Consider the following 16,735-nt stretch of genomic DNA (forward strand, 5'->3'; position numbering starts at 1 on the left):
TTCATGTTTTCTGAATGATAGTCTTCAAGCCTGATACCGATCAGGGCGTCATAGCGTGCAAATGCAGAACGGTTGCAGTGGTGTGCAACGGCACTTCCCACGCATCCCGCACTTTTGGAACAGCAGGGCTTACGCCATAAACATGCGCTGGCGCACCAGCAGGATACTCACCACGCAGCCGCGCCGTTGGCGTCCACGTCTCTGCCGGAGCCAGTGTGACATCCATGTCCTGAGAGGCCAGATTATAGTGGATACTCTCAAATTTCCCGCTTTCCAGCGTGAGAAACACGCCTGCGTCTGCGACAAAAATCCGGCTTCTTGCACTATCTTTTGGCGTAATGGTCACGCTCCCATCGCCCTCTTCATGCAACAGGCCGCCAAAAGCCTGCCAGCCAAACTCAGGATGTTTGACAACATCAACCTGTGTCGCGATCGCATGGCCGTAGAAACCCATGCCATAATCGCCCGAATATGCATCAAACCGCATAACATCGGGTGCAGAATGGAAGGCCGCAGACCCAAAACCTTGCGGGTCAATATTGGTCAAAGCCCCCATCAGCCCGCCATACGCCACACGCAGCATATAAAAATCTGTTGACTGCGCCTGAAATGCCGAGAACAAAGGAACGGCATTCAACGCAGAGCCATAATGGTGGATTTGCCGCTCTATTCTGGCAATTTTACCAGCATAGAGAAAATCCCAGTAGCGCCGGGCATTCCCGTTATAGCCCCAGCTTGGCAACGCAGGATCATATGCCAAAATGGCATCCCGTGTTTCTTCCGCCTGTGCTGTATCGCCAAAATAGCGGAGCCAGGCATAGACTTCAGGCTGACCGGTAGAATCCCAAGCCATTTCACTGCCATACGGGTAACGCTGACCTTTCCAGACGGTCTCACGTTTTTTCATCAGGCTTTCGATCGTCTGCGCTTCTGCTGTCAGGTTTTCCCGCTTCAAATCCTTGAGGATTTCAACAAACACATCGCCTTCCATCAGGCCATACTGCGTGTAATAGGGAGCCTGTTGCATCATGGCTGTCATGGTGATGGCGGCTTTATGCAGATACCAGCCTGCATCATGCTGCTGCACTAAGCCCTTATGATTCCGCGCCAGCCGATACAAAACCCAATGCACAATAGCGACATGCGGATAGTTGTACGCCCGGCCGATATCTGCCGCTTTCTGGCGAGACCATGATGCCCATGTCTTCCAGTTTTCTGCCGCGTTATAATAAGCCGGGAACGGGACCGGATCATAATAAAACAGGCTTTTCCGCACCCCGCCTTCCGTTGGGCCGGAGGCCACCTGAAGCTGCCCGACGACAGTTTTAGTCGCAAACTGCTCCAGCTTTGCAACTTCCTGCGGGTCTGGATTATCCAGCTCCTTCATGGCGGCTGCCACATAGCTCCCCGCGCCACCCTCGTCGCTCAGTCCAGCAATCCAGACGCGCGGATCCTGCGTGATGACGTGTCCAAACACCTCGTGCTTGTGCGCTTCATCCAGTGTTTCATCGGTAAAATCGTTCCCGAAAACCAGCGGGAACCCCATACCACCGACCTGCACGGACTGCCTGCCGGGATTGGCTACGGAAAACTCTAAAACCAGACCCTGCCCTGCAAGCCTCCATACACGGCGCACACGCAAGGGAAACCCAGCGCCCAGAGACGGCGTGATCTCATCCTGCCGCAGGACGTTTCCTTCCGCAGGCAGCACCCGCACAGGCCGCTTTGCATGCCATGAGGAAAAGTCTTTCCAGCGAGGCGTGCCTTCAGTTTTCAGCCGAAAATCAATATCCCCAAGATGTGCAAAACCATTCCCCTGCCGTCGTCCTTCCAGACGCCAGGGCAGATAGTCGGCCTCTTTATCCAAACTGGCAGCAAGGGACCGCAACGTGCCATCCGCGCCATAAAACCGCAAGGCAAACAGCCCTGCTGCGCAAAGCTTTATGCTGCCATCCGCAGTGCAACGGCCCCTGGGCGGCGCCTCCAGCCCGGACGCCCCCGCCTGCGCAAAAGCCTCCAGCGGCAGCCCAGCCACACCCAACGCCGTCAGTACGGAAACGCAGGAAAGCCGCGCAACAACCTTCACCGTGCCACCAGCTCTCCCTAAAAAACGCCGTCTCACAGTGCTGAAGCCTCTCATGACAGGGAATATCTACGCATATATCGTATACTATTTCATATTTGAAGGGTAGATTTTATGCAGCCATCCCAAAAAGAGACAGAAAGCCTGTTGCCGAAAATTTCAGCCATTTTGCCAGACTAATTTCTTGTCCGAACTGATCTACTCTGTATAATCGTATACGAAATAATAAATAGCACACCACCCCATTCTTCCACATGCCCCACTCCCTCCTTTAGCAACCAAGAGGCATGTGATTGTGAAGGACCCTTTCTGTGCAGCCTGACACACCGCCCCTTGCCGCCCGACGCTCCGCTTTTTTCACCTTGCTGGTTACAGAAGCCGCAGAACGCGCCGGGTTTTACGGCATGGAGGCCATTCTGCTGCTGTTCATGGTGCAGCAGCTTGGCATGGCCGATATGGGGGCGGACCTGCTGGTCGGGGCCTTTGCCGCCATGATTTACGCCACGCCTCTTCTGGGTGGCTGGCTGGGGGACCGGGTTTATGGCGCACGCCGCACCGTGGTGCTGGGCGCCATCCTGCTGAGCGCAGGTTACGGACTTCTTGCGCTCTCCACGGTGTATCGCGCACTTTTTGAACCCGCTCTGGCACTGGCCGCAACAGGCAACGGACTCTTCAAACCCAATGCGGCCCAGTTGATCCGCTGCCTTTATGAAGAGCACCCGCAAGAGCGGGATTCCGCCTTCACGCTTTACTATATGGCGGCCAATGTGGGCTCTGCCCTCTCCATGCTCTGTATTCCATGGGTGCGGGATTATGCTGGGTCCTTTACAGCTTTTGGTCTTTGCGTTGCAGGACCGGCCTGCGCGCTGGGTGTCCTGCTCACCCGCACGCAGGCCCTGCGCCATACTGGCTCAGCCCCGGATAAAGCCCCGCTCCTGCCGCGTTCGGCATTTGCCGGAGCCGGGGCCATTCTCCTCTGCGCGCTTGCCGTCATGGGTGTGTTATCCAGCGCGTCCTTCGCCCGGCTAGCTGTGTTTGGGTGCTTGGCGCTGGTGGCTATTCTGTGGGGAGCGCTTTACCGCAAAGCCGCTTCCCGGGAGCGGCTTAATCTGGTCACGATGGGGATCATGCTGCTGCAAAGCATTGCGTTCTACTGCTTCTACCAGCAGATGCAGACTTCCCTCACCTTGTTTGCCCTCACCAATGTGGACGGCACGTTCCGCATTCTCGGGCACCCGTTATTTGCCCTTTCAGCCGCACAGTTTCAGGCGCTGGACCCGATTTTCATCATTCTTCTCAGCCCCCTTCTGGCCAAGCTCTACCATGCGCTCGCCAGCCGGAACCGGGACCTTTCCCTGCCCACAAAATTCGCGGTGGGCTTTGGTTTTGTAGCGCTAGCATTTTTCATCTGGTGGAGCGGCACACGCTTTGCTGGCTCTGGCCTGACCAGCGCATGGCCTATGCTGGGTGGCTATTTTGCGCTCGCAACGGCGGAACTGCTGATTGGGGGGCTAGGGCTTGCGGTTATTGCCCGTTATGCCCCCGCCCGCCTGAATGGCCTGATGGTGGGAGCCTATTACCTCACTGTGGGTGCAGGTATGTATCTGGGCAGTGAAATTGCAAGTTTTGCCACCCCCGCAGCCAATGCCGCCCCCCTGCAAAACCACCATTATGAAACGCTGTTTGGCACACTGGGCCTATGCGGCCTAGGGCTGGTGAGCGTCGCCCTCCTTCTGGCCCGTATGCTCAACCGTATGGAAAACCGCCATCAGGACGCGGCCACTCTCCTCCGTGTGCCAGTAAACACAGATTGCTCTGCGTAACGGCGCTCCAAGAGACGCCGCACCTTGCCTGCAGCGCGCAGCCTGCACCACCATGCAGCAAGACGCATGCTTCTCTGATTCCATGCCCCGGGGCCGCTCTTCCGAATAAGAGCAGCGCCGGTGAGTTGTGAGAAAATTTTGCTCCCTCTCCTCGCAGTCAGGCTTCACCCAACCTCAGAAATGCCCCTCCAGACTGGCACCAAAAGCACGCGGCTGGCCAACCTGCGCATAAGAGCCAGCCCAACTGCTGCGTGCGTTATAAATAATGTGCTCATTAGACAGGTTTTTTGCATAAAAACGCACTGTGTAATATTTGGACGTATAGGCTGCATGCATGTTGAAGGTAATATAGTTCCCGGCTGTAATACCCGTTCCGTTTTCAACCTGCGACGTATAAGCCCCCACCCGGTTAACCGTTCCGCCGAATGAAAAACCAGACTGAAATTTCTGATCAAACCCTACAGTAAATGTCGTACTGGGGGCATTGCTGAATTTAGACCCTTCTGCATAGGCATACGCCGTTGGGGCTTTTTGAATTTTTGTATCCAGCAACCCAACACCCCCATAAATATTGAGCCCCTTTGTCACATGATACTGTGCTTCCAGCTCCAGCCCCATGCTCCGGCCATCCGGAACATTGACAAAGGTATAATCCAAAAGATCCTGATAATTATGAAAGCTATTATAAAACAGATTTCCATTAAGACTGAAACGCCGACCAAACTGCTCCGTATGCCCTGAAAGCTCGTAAGTCGTGACCGTTTCTTTTTTATACTGGTAGTAAAACCCGCGATCCCAATCAATTGCGCCACCACCCGGATTATAACCGCGCCTGACAGTAAAGCTCATGCTGTCATGGGGAGAAAAGGTATAGAGCAAGCCCCCTTTTGGAAGGAACATGGTCGTGCCGCCATCAAAATTGACGCTGCCCCAATTCATTCGCACATTTCGGGTTTGCACTTCCCGCTCCACACGGGCGCCCGCTATCAGGCTCAGACCACCCACCAGATGCACTGTGCCGTCCATATAGATGGCATAGGTCTGCTCCTGATCAGGTCCATTCACCCCCATATCAGGCGAGGTAATATTCTGGTCTCGATTAAAGTAATAAAGACCCAGAACACCGTTAATCCAGCCATTTTTGGGTGAATAAACAAATCTCTGCTCTATCGTATTGTTATTCTCATTCAGGTTGAGCTTGCCGCGAGAATTTGGGCTACCAAGCTGGTTGGACTGGTTGAAATTCGCATCATACCAAACGTGGCCATATAAGAGGCTCGCTGTCAGAGCATCTGAAATTTCATAGCTAAATTTATCACTCAACGTATCAATAGAGGAATTTGAAACACGAATATTCATATCCGGGTTATCAAATTTATATTTCCAGAAGTCCGGACCGGTTGCCTGATAGAGATATTCACCGTTCTGCTCTCTGTGAGAGCCCACCATTTCCATTTTAAAACGCGGCAATGCCTTAGGCGTCCAGAGCAGTTTTCCTCTAAACGTCGACTGATTAATTTCACTCGGATTATACGGCCATGATTTTCCGGCATATTTAATATAGCTGTTTCCGTAAATGCCATTCCCGGAAAGCCGGATTGCCAGTTGATCTTTCACCAGCGGCCCGGAAAGCGTTGCCCCGAAACTGCCTCTGTCCCCCTGACTTTCATACCCTGCATGCGCGGCCCCATGCCAAGCCCATGTCGGGTCTTTAGTATTCATGGTGATTGCGCCGCCAATCGCATTACGCCCCTGCGTGGTGGCCTGCGGGCCGCGCAGAACCTGCGCATCATCAAAATCCCATAGCCCTGAATCTGTATAGCGTTGGCCTCCGAAGGTTTCGGGTAAGCCGTCAATAATCACGGCTGTACGCGGCCTGCTGCCAGACATGAGGGTGAAAATACCGCCCGCAGCCCCCTCACCACTCATCCCACGAATAGCGGGAAGCCCCGCAGCATTCCCCACCATGTTGGGCACGCGGTTTGTCACATCATACAGAGACCGATATTCATCAGTATCGAGATGCCGCAACACTGTAACTGCGCTGTTGGTATTTTTCAGCCGGTCAATAGACTGCCCCACAACCACAATGCGCTCCGTTCCGCCATAGCTGCTCGTGGAACTCCCTTCTGCGCTGTGCGGGACTGGCGTTTTTATGGGGGCGGCCTGTTCCTGCGATGCACGTGGCGCTGCGACAATCTGAAATGCGCCCTCTCCAACCGCACGATACGTCAGCCCCGTTCCGGCTAAAATCTGTTGCAAGCCTGCTGCCTGCGTAAAATGACCGGTCACGCCAGCACTGGTACGATTATCGAGGCTTTCTGCATCGGAAGTCACCTGCACGTGGGCTTGCTGACTAAAGGCAAGCAGGACTTCAGATAAGGCCCCGGGAGCAACATGGAAAGAGTGAACGGGAGCGGTAGTCTGGGCTATCGCATCAGTCCCCTCACACAAAGTCCACACCCCGGAAACCGACAGGCCAAGAGCCCCTCGCATCAGACCACGAGCCAGAAAATGCCGTATAACCATGGGTATCGAAAATCCTTCCTGCCACTCAACATCACAGAATTGCAACTGTTTCGCAGTTGCACACCTCTCCATAGATGTACGAGCGCAGAAATTTTCCTGCGATCAGAGAAATTTTTTATTGTTCGCCTTATCCGGGACCGGTGACGAGCGCCAAATCCGGCAACACAGTTTCCACGTTTCCGCCATGCGGCCTGACCGCCAGCCGTAAGGCCTGCATCGGGTCATGGACGTTATAAACCCCAGTGACACGCTTTTCTGCCAGTTGCTTATCGAGCACAAAAATATGACGTTGTGACCACGGCCGTAGCGCCGTCACGAAGTCAGCAACCCGCATAGAGCGGGCCACAAGCGAACCAGTCGCCCATACACCCACCATTTCCGGGTTCTGCTTACCCGTTTGCGTTACATGCCCGGTCACCCGCAGCCAGTCTCCGGCATATAAGTCCTGATACGCCGCAAGACCTCCCGGAGCGCTAACCCGACTACTTCCTTCCTTAACAGCCACTGTGGTGTGGTGATCATCCATCGCCACATCAAAGACTGTTCCCAAATCGGTTGCCGTCACAGCACCAGCTTTTACCGTAAAAGAAACCTGTGCATTATGCTGGACTGTAAAAAGGGCCTGCCCGCGTAAAAGAGTGACAGCACGGCTTGTTTTGGTGAACTGGATAGCAACCGCACTCCGCGGCGCCAGCTGCACGACACTCCCGTCCTGCAACTGAACCTCTTTTGTCTGGCTATAACCGGTAGAGTAATCTGCTCGTACCCACACCATTGCATCCGGCGCAAACAAAACCATGCCAACACATGCCAAGGCGGCAACACCGCCAGCCCAACTCTGGAATGCACGCCTCTGCCAGACAGGTTTATACGCTGTTGGAGCCGGTGGCATCTTATAGTGTCGCCGCTCCGGTGAGGCCTGCTGCAAGAGCGTAATTGTCCTGCTGACATCCGCCCATGCCTGATGGTGGCCTGGATCGGCCTTTAACCAGATATCAAACTGGCGCAGCAGCTCTGGATTGTTCGGGTCATCCTGCAATTTTACCTGCCAGAGTGCGGCGGCCCGCGTAGCCGTTGTCTTCTCCATCATCAGGCGATGACAAAAGCGACGAAACGGACAAAGTGCCGGTGACACAACACTCTGCCTTTCAGATTGCAAGGCACGTTATTCTCCTGTTGCGCGCGCATTTGTACAAGCTTCTATGCCATCAGCAATAAGGCTTTGCGCAAACGAGACTGAAATATTTAACTCAGCGGCAATTTCGCGCAGTTTTAATCCTTCAAAATAGTACATTTTAATTGCTGCGGTCTGGCGCGCTGGCATCGCCTCTATCTGGTCCAGCAACTTGCTGACTTGCCAGCGTGCATCCGCAACCTGCTCGGGTGATGGAGCAAGATCCGCTATCATCCGGCTGGCATTATCAAAATCTGTATCTTTGGTTTTTTCCAGCTTCTGGCGCCGGTAACTAAACCTGCACAAATTCCGCATAATTGTCTTGAAATAATGAACCGGCGCGCTGATTTCTATTTTGTTCTGCTGCTCAAACAGCAGCCAGGCTTCCTGCACCAGGTCTTCTGCCTGCGCGTGGTCCCTCGTGAGGCGATTGGCATACACAAGAAACGCTTTACGATGCTCCTGATACAGTCTCAGCGATAGTTTTCTTGTGCTCAACGCGAAACCTCCGACATTGCGTTCCGCTATATGAGAATTATTCTCATATAGCCACAAAAATTTTACCGCTGCATGAAGCGGTCGCTCTTTCAGGAAACAAGCATTCTCTCCTAAATCTGCAAAAGTTCACCCATGATGGACCTGCTCCAGTTCCCAAAGGCGGGTCGCTCACGATAAATCCTGATCATCAGGAGACCTGTCCCATGGGCAAAACCCCGAAACTTATTCAGTCAATTGAACGCTCCGCCGCCATTCTGGAAATCATCGCTCAGGAGGGTGGCAGCGCACGCCTGCAACAAATTGCCGGCATCTCCGGCATTGGAAAAACGACCGTCCACAACATTCTTCAGACACTCGACCATCTGGGCTATGTGCAGCGCCGCACCGGGGACATGCGCTATCATCTGGGCGGTCGCATCCTCAATCTGGCCCGGATTACCGGCGATGATAATGCTCTGCGCGCCCGCCTGCGCCCTGCCCTCGATGCGATTGCCGAAGAGAGCGGAGCCACCGTCTGGCTTGCCGTCCCCAGCGGGGATGAGGCCGCCTATCTGGATATCGTCAACCTGCCAGACCCGGACCTGATGCACAGAATCCCAAGCCGGGAAAAGCTGGAAGGATCCGCCGTGGGGCTGGTTTTTCTGGCCTTTGTCCCCGGCCTTGGCAAACGGGTGCTGACCACCCGCGCCAATGCTCTGAACAGTGATATCCTCGCTCAGATTGAAACCGTGCGCATCAAAGGCTTTGCGCTGGATCTGCAAAGCTACCACCCGGGCGTAAACAGCGTCGCCATTCCCTGGCGGGACAATGGCGAGGTGCGTGCCAGCATCTGCCTGACCGGCCCTGCCAGCAAGCTCCCGCCACACCGGCTCAGCCGTCTGGCATGGATGATGATGAAGCACGTCGAACGCACAGATATCCAGAGCTGCTGAACAAATAGTCTTTCCCTTGCGCCCACCATTCCCTTATTGAGCAGCGCAGCTACTCTGCGCCTTTATCTCAGGAAAGCGATTTTCTCTGCCATGAACTCTTCTACCGCAACCGCCATGATCACTGCTGCTCTGGCCGAAGCAGAGCGCATGAATGTCTCTGTCTGCATTTCCATTGTGGATGCCGCAGCCTGGCCGGTTGCCTTTATGCGTATGGAAGGCACCATTCTCGGGGCCATTGATATCGCCAACAAAAAAGCCCGCACCGCTGTGCTGTTCCAGATGGACAGCGCCGACTTTGCAGAAATTGCCCACCCCAACGCCCATGCCTATACACTGGAAAATACCAATGGCGGGCTCATCAGCTTTGGCGGCGGCCTTGTGCTGAAGGATGCCGAGGGCACCGTTGTGGGCGCCATTGGCGTATCCGGCGCCAGCACTGCGGATGATATTGCCATTGCCACCGTCGCCTCTCGCGTTCTGATCGCCTGAGCCGACTTTTTTAAGCCGAGACCCTGCATGACATCAGAAACTGTGCCGCCTGAGAGCGGTCTTACCGTGGTTCCGCCGCCTCATGGCAGAACAGCAGCCCTCCTTACCCTCACATTCGGCACGTTTGTTGTCGGCACCGGGGAGTTCGCCATCATGGGCATGCTCCCGGAATTTGCACAGTCGCTCAATCTGTCTCTGGCCGATGCCGGGTATGCCATTACCGCCTACGCATTGGGGGTGGTAATTGGCGCACCGCTCATCACCATTCTGGGCGCGCGGCTGTCCCGGCGGGAACTTCTGCTTGTTCTGCTGATCATGTTCTGCCTCGGCAATTTTCTGAGCATTGTCATGCCCACACCGGGACTGGTTGAGGTCGCCCGTTTTCTGACCGGCCTGCCGCATGGTGCGCTCTTCGGCATTTCCGCTCTTGTGGCGGCTTCCATGGTGGAGCGCTCCCGCCGCGGCTGGGCGGTCGGGCGCGTGCTCTCTGGCATTGCCATTTCCACCCTGATTGGCGCGCCGTTTTCCACCTTTGCAGCAGACCATTTTGGCTGGCGCATTGCGTATCTGATTATCGGCCTGTTTGGCGTTCTGACCTTTCTCGGCGTCCTGCGCTATATTCCCGCTGATAAACCCAACCGCAAGAACTCCCCGCTCAAGGAAATCACGGCTCTGGGCAACACGCAGGTTCTGCTCACCCTGCTGACCGCCGCTGTGGGTTTTGGCGGAATGTTTGGTGTCTACACCTACCTCACCAGCGTCCTGCAAAACGTGACCCACGTGCCGGAATGGCAAACCATGGTCTATATGGTTATCTGGGGTGCGGGCATGCTGGTCGGCGCGAACGCTGGGGCCTGGCTGGTGGACCGGAACATCAATCTGGCCGCCATCATCGCTCTTGCCGGCAGTGCGGTCATCATGTTCACCTTTTCAACCGTCCTGCACAGCAACATTGCCCTGATGCTGATTGTCTTCCTGATCCCCACGTTTGTGAACGGTCTTGGTCCGGCACTTCAGACACGGCTGATGGATTTTGCAGGCGAGGCTCAGACGCTTGCCGCCTCCCTCAACCATTCAGCCTTCAACATTGCCAACGCGCTTGGAGCGTCTCTGGGCAGTGTGCTGCTGGCGCACCAGTTCGGGTATGGCTCTCTGGGCATTGGCGGAGCGCTGCTCTCCATCGGTGGCCTGCTGGTGTATCTGTTTGCCCTGCTTCTGCTCAAAAAAAGCGGGCAGCAGGAAGAACGGGGTTCCCTTACCTGAACCTCCTAAACCGCGGTGTTTGTGCAACAGATATGAGCAAAAACTGCCTAAAAATGTCACAAAAACATCACACCCCTCTTTGAAGCCTTTGCATATCTGGAGGTTGAACGGTTAAGAGACCGCTTCTCTTTGACCCGCCTCACCCTCCGGAGTGCTGACCGCAAGTGCGCACCAAACATCTGCTTTTGTCCTCTATCGCACTGTTTGCCATAGAACGCCCGGCTCTGGCCGCTGAAACTACGCCGCAGCACAAGCATGCAGCCCGCCATGCGCAGCCGGTTTCCGCGCACAAGCCCGCAGCGGCACAAACCCAGACCACTCCGAAGGCCACAACCCGGCCCACCGCCAGCCATCACAGCAAACCGGCGGATCTGGAATCACGCGGCACAGAAAGTGTGTCCGTCACAGGCCGTCAGCTGACGGGGCGTGATGCGGAACAGGCTGTCACCAAAGCCATCATGCGGCAGTTTGTGCCGGGCACCAGCCCTTACAAGATGCTGGACCGGATGCCGGGTGTAAGCTTTTCCTCCACGGACCCGTTCGGCATCGACAGCTTCGGCGCTAACCTCTACGTGCGCGGGTTCTTCATGAACCAACTGGGTGTGACGGTGGATGGCGTTCCTCTGAACGACCAGACCTATCAGTCCGTCAGCGGGATGAGCCTCGCATCCTCCATCATCCCGGATGATATCCAGTCCATGCGCATGTCACAGGGTGCCGGGTCGGTTGAACTGCCCTCCACCAATACGCTGGGCGGCACTATTCAGATCGGCTCGTCTGACCCGTCTGAAAAGCGCGGCGGCAAGGTCAGCCAGTCTTTTGGCAGCTATAATTCCTACCGCACTTATGTTCGGCTGGATTCCGGCAAGCTGAATGATACCGGCACCCGCTTTTACACCTCCTATGCCCGCACGGATGAAGGCATGTGGATGGGCAAGGGGGACCAGTTCATGCAGCAGGTCGACGCCAAACTGGTGCAGCCCATTGGCAACCGCAGCCGCATGTCCGCCTTCTTCAACTGGTCCACTCTGGCGCAGTGGAACTACCCGGATACGTCCATCGGCATCCTGAAAAACCTCGGCTGGCGCACACCGCACCTGTACCCCAACTATGCGCAGGCTTACGGCATTGCCAATGGCACCCGCCCTGTGCCGCCGGGATACAACACTGTGCCCGGCATTAACGGCGCAGACATCGCCATGTACGACGGCGGCCAGTCTGAAACCAACTTTATGGGCGGCCTGCATTTTGACCTCGCCCTGACAGACCGCCTGACGTGGAACACCACCGTCTACGGCCACAGCCAGACCGGCTATTACAGCTACACGGATTCAGAAGATCCCTCTCCCAACGGCGCACCGTTCTCGGAAGAAGTCTGGCAGAACCGGCAGGAACGCTACGGGATTGATACCAGCCTGCGCTATAAATGGGGCCGCCACACGATTGAAGGCGGCGTCTGGTATGAAAACAACAACCAGCAGGCGGGCCTGTTCAATTACCAGCAGCCCCTGCTTGGGGAGGGCGCGCCGCTCAAGGCTGTCGGGCCTTATAATGTGTATGGCCGCGCCTTTATGCAGGGCTATAACTTCCAGTGGACCACCAATGTTATGCAGTTCCACCTGCAGGACAGTGTGCAGCTGACACCGGGCCTTACACTGCATGCCGGGTTTAAATCCATGGTGGCAACAACCGCTGGCGGTGCAAACTACAACAATGCCGACTGGACGGGTGCCGATGCGCTACCCAATGGCTCTCTGACGGCCTCTCAGGCCTTCCTGCCCCACATCAATCTGGACTGGCACCTCAACGACCACCACGAGTTCTACGTGGACGTGGCCGAGAACATGCGGGCTTATGAAGTCTCCGCCTTTGGCGTGGGCAACTCCATTTACTCCGTGCAGGATCAGGCTACTTTTCAGGCGCAGAAACGGGCGGCAGAACCGTCCAAAGCCTGGGTTTATCTGGGCGGCTATCGCTATACCTCCCGCTACCTGCAGGCGAATGCGACTATCTATCACGCCAGCCTGATCCATCCGCTGCTGGCTGCTGCTGTGGGCTCTCTGACCAACCCGGTCTCTCAGGTGATCGACTTCGGCCACATCTCCATGACGGGTGCGAACGGGGCTATTACCCTCACCCCCATCCGAGGCCTGAGCTTTACGAACACCCTGAGCTACAACAAGGGCACGTATGACCGGAACGTGGACACCGTCGGCGGGTATTACGGTCTGTCAGGCAAAAATATCGTCAATTATCCGGCGTGGATGTATAAAACGGCCCTGTCCTACACATGGAAAGGTGCGACCGCGCATTTTGACGCCAACTATTTTGGCCGCCGTTACTACAGCTTTATGAACGACACCTCCGTGCCGGGCTACTGGGTGGCCAATGCGGGTCTTGAATACCGCTTTGGGGACATGAGCGTTCTGAAAAACGTCACGGCCAGCTTCAATGTCTATAACCTGTTTAACAACAAATATATTTCCATGATGGGCCAGAATGATAACCCCGCCGTGGGGGATTATCAGTCCATGGAACGCGGGGCTGTGCGCGAATTTTTCGGCACCGTCAGCACGTCTTTCTAAACGCTCCAAGGGGAGTAAAGCTCCCCGCCGTTTAGAGAAATTTAAGAACGCTCAGATAGATCTCGCGCTCCTCGTCAGTCGGTTCCACGCGCACCCGCACCCGGCTGTCGGGCGTGCTGATAATGGCGTCATGACGCTGGTTGGCGGCCTCATCCAGCGTGACGCCTGCCCAGCTCAAAGCCTGACAGACATCCTGCCGGAGTGCGGCATCATGCTCGCCAATACCTGCGGTAAAGACCAGCCCGTCCAGACCACCCATCACCGCTATCAACGCACCGATTTCCTGACGGATACGATACACAAACAGACTTAGCGCTTCGGCAATCTGCACGCTTTGAGCCGAACTCGCGTCCTTTGCCAGCATTTCACGCAGCACTCGCATGTCAGGTGAAACACCGGAAACGCCGAGCAGGCCGGACTCATGGTAAAGCGTCTGCACCAGCGTCCGCCAGTCGGCCTTTTCTTCCTGCACCATGTAGAGCAGCACGCCCGGATCAATCGCGCCGCAGCGTGTGCCCATCATCAGGCCATCCAGTGCGGAAAAGCCCATTGTGGTTTCAAGGCTTTTGCCATCCTTCAAAGCACACAGGCTGGCCCCACTCCCAAGATGGGCAATAATGGTCCGCCCTGTGGCAAGCTGCGGGTCAATCTGCGCAAGGCGCTGGCCGATATAGCTGTAGGAAATGCCGTGAAAGCCATAGCGCACTACGCCCTGTTCCTCATACCGGCGCGGCAGCGGCAGAAGCCGCGCCACTTTGGGGATGGTGCTGTGGAAGGTCGTATCAAAACACGCGACCTGCAAAAGGTCTGGCCGCCGCTGCGCAATGGCTTTGGCCGGGGCCAGCGTGGCCTGCTGATGCAGCGGGTCAAACGGGGTGAGCTGGTCCAGCTTGTTCAGAATTTCCGGCGTGATTTTCACAGGTTCCAGAAAATCGGCCCCGCCATGTACAACCCGGTGCCCGGCCGCAACCACCCGGCCCTTCTGAGCAAACTGCTCCAGCCAGTGGAACAGATGGTCAAAAATCGCCAATCCGGTTTCCGGCCACTCTTCCTGCGCCAGAACAACGCCATCATGATTTTTGGCATGGAAGCGCGCACCCTTGGGGTTTTGCTCAATTTCCCCGTTGAGCAGAACCGTCGCCTTCTGGCTGTCGGCCTTGTCGTAAACGGTAAATTTCAGACTGGAAGAGCCACTGTTAAAAACAATAATCACGTCCTGCATTGATCCGTCCTTCTCTCTGGCTCTTCTTGTATCCTGAACTTGCTTCACGCCGCAGGAGCGCTTTCCGGATGCAGGTGCCGCGCATACAGTGCGCCCACAGCAATGGACGCCAGCCGCGCCTGCACACTATCCGCCCGGCTGGTCAGCAACACCGGCACACTGGCCCCCAGCACCACCCCGGCTGAGTCCGCCCCAGCCAGAAAGATCATGTTCTTGGCCAGCATGTTGCCTGCTTCCAGATCGGGTGTCACAAGAATTTGCGCCCGCCCTGCTACCGGCGAGGTAATGCCTTTAATTTTGGCGGCCTCTGCGCTCACGGCATTATCCATGGCCAGCGGGCCATCCAGAACACCACCTTCAATCTGCCCACGCTCCGCCATTTTACACAGGGCGGCAGCATCCACCGTGCCGGGAATTTTGGGGTTCACGGTTTCCACAGCAGACAGCATCGCCACCCGTGGCTCGCCAAGCCCAAGGCCCCGGTGCAGATCAATCGCGTTCTGCACAATATCGCGCTTGATGGTAAGGTCCGGGAAGATATTGATAGCGGCATCCGTCACAAAAATAAGATCATCATAAGCAGGCACTGCGAGCAGAAAGACATGGCTCACCCGCCGGGCCGTGCGCAACCCACTCTCTGGTGAGACGACGGCATGCATCAACACATCTGTGTGCAGGCTGCCTTTCATCAGGGCATGCACCTGCCCGGATTTGACGAGTGCGACGGCCTGCGCCGCAGCCTCCTGCGGGGTGGCGACATCCACAATGGTCGCACCCCCCAGATCAATCCCGCAACTCTGCGCCACGTCAGTAATCAGAGCGCGCGGGCCGATCAGAACGGGTTCCAGAATATTCTGCTGCGCCGCATCCATAGCCCCTTCCAGCGCATGCTGCTCACACGGCCAGACAATACCGATACTCACCTTACCGGGGAGCTGTCTGGCCCGCTCAATCAGATTTTCAAAAGCCTGATGGCTTTTGGGGCCGGAAACTGCGGGCATATCCGCACTATCCTGCACATACTGCTGCGCTGGAGTTACGGAAGCAGCAGAAGAGGACGCCATGGTCTGATTTTCCTGTTGAGACATACTACGTTATTGCCCGAAAGCCGGAGTGGAAGACAAAATACGCCGATACTGGTCCCGCAGGAACGTCTCAGCCGCCTGCGCTGTCCCATGGGCCGCCAGCTGCCCTTTAAAGGCCGCCACACTCTCCACAGAGCGCGCTTCCATCCATGCCTGCATCTCTGCCAGCATGGTGGAGAGAAAGCCGGAGCCATGCCGCAGCAGAGCGGAGGTCGCCATTGCCACATCCGCACCGGCCAGCAGGCAGCGCACCACGTCCTCACCAGAATTGACGCCGCCAGAGACCGCAAAGCTGGTCTGAAGCCTGCGGGACAGCAGGCCCGTCCAGATCAACGGCAGCCGCAGCTCATAAGACGTGCTGAGTTGTGCATCGGCTTCCGGGGCTACGGGATGCAGGTCCAGACCCGGCTCATAAAACCGGTTGAATAGCACCAGCCCGGAGGCCCCGGCTTCCACCAACCGTTTGGCCATATTGCCGGGGGCGCTGAAAAACGGCGGCAGTTTGACGCTGACAGGAATACTGACTTCGGTCTTTACGGCCTTGAGGATGGCAATAAACCGCTCCTCGACCTCCGCCCCCGTCTCATCGGGATTAGCAGCAATATGCCAGAAGTTCAGCTCAATGGCCGCAGCCCCTGCCTGTTCCAGCTTGCGGGCAAAATGCACCCAACCCGCCTGCGTGCAGCCATTCAGGCTGGCAATCACCGGCACGCCAGCCTGTTCCGCAGCACGCCGCAGCACGGAAAGCCGTCCATCCAGGACCGTCGCCTGCGGCACGGCGGGAAAATACCCGCCGTTGACGTCCGGATGACTATCCTCCCCCGTTTCAAACAGGGCGGCGTCATGCACCTCCTGCGCGGCAATCTCCTCCTCAAAAATGGAGGCCATGACAATAGCCGCCGCCCCGGCATCCGCCACACGCAGAATGTGATCCAGATCGACCGTCAGAGGTGATGCGGACGCCACAATGGGGTGCCGCAGGGAAAGGCCCAGATACTGTGTTTCAAGGTTCATGCTCTTTAGTTCCCCGGTTCTTTGAGACCCTGCGGTTT

General features: G+C 56.4%; 12 protein-coding genes. 5 read left to right on the top strand and 7 right to left on the bottom strand.

Annotated elements, in window-relative coordinates:
• Nucleotides 1–40: 40 nt before the first annotated feature.
• Entirely contained in the window at nucleotides 41–2,122 is a 2,082-nt protein-coding gene (locus AD930_RS08255) for a DUF5695 domain-containing protein (RefSeq protein ID WP_244150535.1), read from the bottom strand.
• A 272-nt stretch (nucleotides 2,123–2,394) separates the two neighbouring features.
• Here AD930_RS08255 and AD930_RS08260 point away from each other — a divergent pair, with 272 nt between their 5' ends.
• The gene (locus tag AD930_RS08260; RefSeq protein WP_061505852.1) at nucleotides 2,395–3,906 is read left to right on the top strand and encodes a peptide MFS transporter; all 1,512 of its coding nucleotides are present in this window, start codon (nucleotides 2,395–2,397) and stop codon (nucleotides 3,904–3,906) included.
• A gap of 174 nt (nucleotides 3,907–4,080) precedes the next feature.
• On the opposite strand, the gene AD930_RS08265 is transcribed toward AD930_RS08260, so the two are convergent.
• The 3 genes from AD930_RS08265 to AD930_RS08275 form a co-directional block, all read right to left on the bottom strand.
• Nucleotides 4,081–6,435: a TonB-dependent receptor plug domain-containing protein gene (locus AD930_RS08265; RefSeq protein WP_061505853.1), complete on the bottom strand. Its 2,355-nt coding sequence runs from the start codon at nucleotides 6,433–6,435 to the stop codon at nucleotides 4,081–4,083.
• A 127-nt stretch (nucleotides 6,436–6,562) separates the two neighbouring features.
• Nucleotides 6,563–7,570, bottom strand: a complete 1,008-nt coding sequence (locus tag AD930_RS08270) for a FecR family protein (RefSeq protein WP_156476940.1) — start codon at nucleotides 7,568–7,570, stop codon at nucleotides 6,563–6,565.
• Nucleotides 7,571–7,600: 30 nt separating this feature from the next.
• Nucleotides 7,601–8,107, bottom strand: coding sequence for an RNA polymerase sigma factor (locus AD930_RS08275; RefSeq protein ID WP_244150536.1), 507 nt, complete (start codon nucleotides 8,105–8,107; stop codon nucleotides 7,601–7,603).
• A gap of 203 nt (nucleotides 8,108–8,310) precedes the next feature.
• Here AD930_RS08275 and AD930_RS08280 point away from each other — a divergent pair, with 203 nt between their 5' ends.
• The 4 genes from AD930_RS08280 (at nucleotide 8,311) to AD930_RS08295 (ending at nucleotide 13,376) form a co-directional block, all read left to right on the top strand.
• Nucleotides 8,311–9,039: an IclR family transcriptional regulator gene (locus tag AD930_RS08280; RefSeq protein ID WP_061505856.1), complete on the top strand. Its 729-nt coding sequence runs from the start codon at nucleotides 8,311–8,313 to the stop codon at nucleotides 9,037–9,039.
• A gap of 90 nt (nucleotides 9,040–9,129) precedes the next feature.
• The gene (locus AD930_RS08285) at nucleotides 9,130–9,528 is read left to right on the top strand and encodes a GlcG/HbpS family heme-binding protein (RefSeq protein WP_061505857.1); all 399 of its coding nucleotides are present in this window, start codon (nucleotides 9,130–9,132) and stop codon (nucleotides 9,526–9,528) included.
• Nucleotides 9,529–9,555: 27 nt separating this feature from the next.
• The gene (locus AD930_RS08290) at nucleotides 9,556–10,791 is read left to right on the top strand and encodes an MFS transporter (RefSeq protein ID WP_043551010.1); all 1,236 of its coding nucleotides are present in this window, start codon (nucleotides 9,556–9,558) and stop codon (nucleotides 10,789–10,791) included.
• A 164-nt stretch (nucleotides 10,792–10,955) separates the two neighbouring features.
• A complete protein-coding gene (locus AD930_RS08295; RefSeq protein ID WP_061505858.1) occupies nucleotides 10,956–13,376 on the top strand; it encodes a TonB-dependent receptor in 2,421 nt (806 codons plus the stop codon).
• 31 nt (nucleotides 13,377–13,407) lie between these two features.
• Here the strand turns inward: AD930_RS08295 and AD930_RS08300 are convergent, their stop codons facing one another.
• The 3 genes from AD930_RS08300 to AD930_RS08310 are packed head-to-tail and all read right to left on the bottom strand — an operon-like array spanning nucleotide 13,408 to nucleotide 16,697.
• Nucleotides 13,408–14,598 carry an acetate/propionate family kinase gene (locus tag AD930_RS08300; protein WP_061505859.1) on the bottom strand — a complete coding sequence of 397 codons (1,191 nt, stop codon included), beginning with the start codon at nucleotides 14,596–14,598 and terminating at the stop codon, nucleotides 13,408–13,410.
• Between the two features lie 44 nt (nucleotides 14,599–14,642).
• Nucleotides 14,643–15,686 carry a bifunctional enoyl-CoA hydratase/phosphate acetyltransferase gene (locus tag AD930_RS08305; RefSeq protein ID WP_082781774.1) on the bottom strand — a complete coding sequence of 348 codons (1,044 nt, stop codon included), beginning with the start codon at nucleotides 15,684–15,686 and terminating at the stop codon, nucleotides 14,643–14,645.
• 6 nt (nucleotides 15,687–15,692) lie between these two features.
• The gene (locus tag AD930_RS08310) at nucleotides 15,693–16,697 is read right to left on the bottom strand and encodes a dihydroorotate dehydrogenase-like protein (protein ID WP_061505860.1); all 1,005 of its coding nucleotides are present in this window, start codon (nucleotides 16,695–16,697) and stop codon (nucleotides 15,693–15,695) included.
• Nucleotides 16,698–16,735 lie beyond the last annotated feature (38 nt).

This window comes from Acetobacter malorum, assembly GCF_001580615.1.
Classification (GTDB): domain Bacteria; phylum Pseudomonadota; class Alphaproteobacteria; order Acetobacterales; family Acetobacteraceae; genus Acetobacter; species Acetobacter malorum.